A 1,301-nucleotide genomic window follows, 5' to 3' on the forward strand; every position below is an offset into this window, starting at 1 on the left:
TGTCTAGTCCTGAAATATGGCTACAGGTTAAAATTGAATTTAGGCTGATAATTTGTATACCATATTAGGTGTTTTATAGTCTAAAGATAAATGTAATCTTATTTCGTTGTATAAATTAATTGCATTTTTTGCAGCTCTCTTAGCGTGACTGACGTTATCAAAGGTTTGGTCTAAATAAAATTCATCTTTTAAAATTCCATTTACACGTTCAGCCATCGCATTTTCATAACAATGATTTTCTTCAGTCATACTAATATTTATTTTTTTTCTTTTTAATATTTGAGTGTATACGTTACTGCAATATTGTATTCCTCTATCAGAGTGGTGTATAAGTCCTTTAATGTTTTTAGCTTGATAAATGGCCTTATTTATGGCTCTCACGCATCCTTTAAGCTCTAAGCTATCACTTAGGTCATAACCAACTATTTTCCTAGAGTACATGTCTGTTATTAAAGCTAGATAACAAAACCCTTTTACTGTTCTAATGTATGTTATATCAGATGCCCAAACTTGATTTGGTCTTGTGATTTCTATATCTTTAATAATGTTGTTGTACTTATAAAAACGATGATATGAGTTAGTTGTTTTGGCGCTGGTTTTCCTTCTAAGAGTTAGCATTTGGTGTTTTCTAAGAATATTAAATAGCGTGTCTCTACCTACTTTAATGTTAGCGTTAACAAACTCTTTATCTAAGGATTTGGTAAGTTTACGAACACCTTCTCTAGGAAGGGATTTGCGCCTTTTTCTAACAATATCTATAATCTGTTGTTCTAGGTTTAAACGCTTATCAGCTCTGTTTTTATGCTTGTAATAAGCATTGCGTTTAAGTCCAAAACAATGAGTTATAGTTGTCAAAGAAGCAAATCCCTTAGATCTCTTTTTAGCTTTAATTAAGGCTTTATATTTAGCTTTTTTTTTAGTTCAGAAACTGATTTATAGCCAAGATCTTCAGCTGCTACTTCAAGATAACAATCCTGAACCATAGCATCGAGATCCTTTTTAAGTAGTAGCTTTTTAAGCTGTTCTACCTCTTTTTGAAGTGTCTTAATTCTAGATATTTCGTCTTTTGTTTCCACTTTCACTCTGGTGTTCATTAAGTCTTTACGATTATACTTTTTAATCCACACATTTACTGTTGTAGGTGCAATAGAGTAGAGTTTACAAAGTTCGCTCTTTGTGTGTTTTCCGATTGTAAGTTCGGCTAAAATTTTTAATTTAAAAGGTTCACTGTAACGTCTAATTACTTTGTCATTTCTGTACATAATGTTTAAAATTATGTAGCCTTATTTCAGGACGGGTGT

2 protein-coding genes are annotated in these 1,301 nt (G+C 31.4%); both read right to left on the reverse strand.

Annotated features, from left to right (window positions below; genetic code table 11):
- Positions 1-39: 39 nt before the first annotated feature.
- A complete protein-coding gene (locus tag BMZ09_RS15965) occupies positions 40-855 on the reverse strand; it encodes an IS3 family transposase (protein ID WP_090842499.1) in 816 nt (271 codons plus the stop codon).
- Between the two features lie 35 nt (positions 856-890).
- Complete coding sequence (locus BMZ09_RS15970) at positions 891-1,262, reverse strand: transposase (protein ID WP_090842501.1); 372 nt, start codon at positions 1,260-1,262, stop codon at positions 891-893.
- Between the last annotated feature and the right edge of the window lie 39 nt (positions 1,263-1,301).

The organism is Olleya namhaensis, from assembly GCF_900114005.1.
GTDB classification, from domain to species: domain Bacteria; phylum Bacteroidota; class Bacteroidia; order Flavobacteriales; family Flavobacteriaceae; genus Olleya; species Olleya namhaensis.

Bases quoted from the DNA above. Each gene is read 5' to 3' on its own strand.
- BMZ09_RS15970 (WP_090842501.1), bottom strand. From the start codon at position 1,262: ATGTACAGAAATGACAAAGTAATTAGACGTTACAGTGAACCTTTTAAA.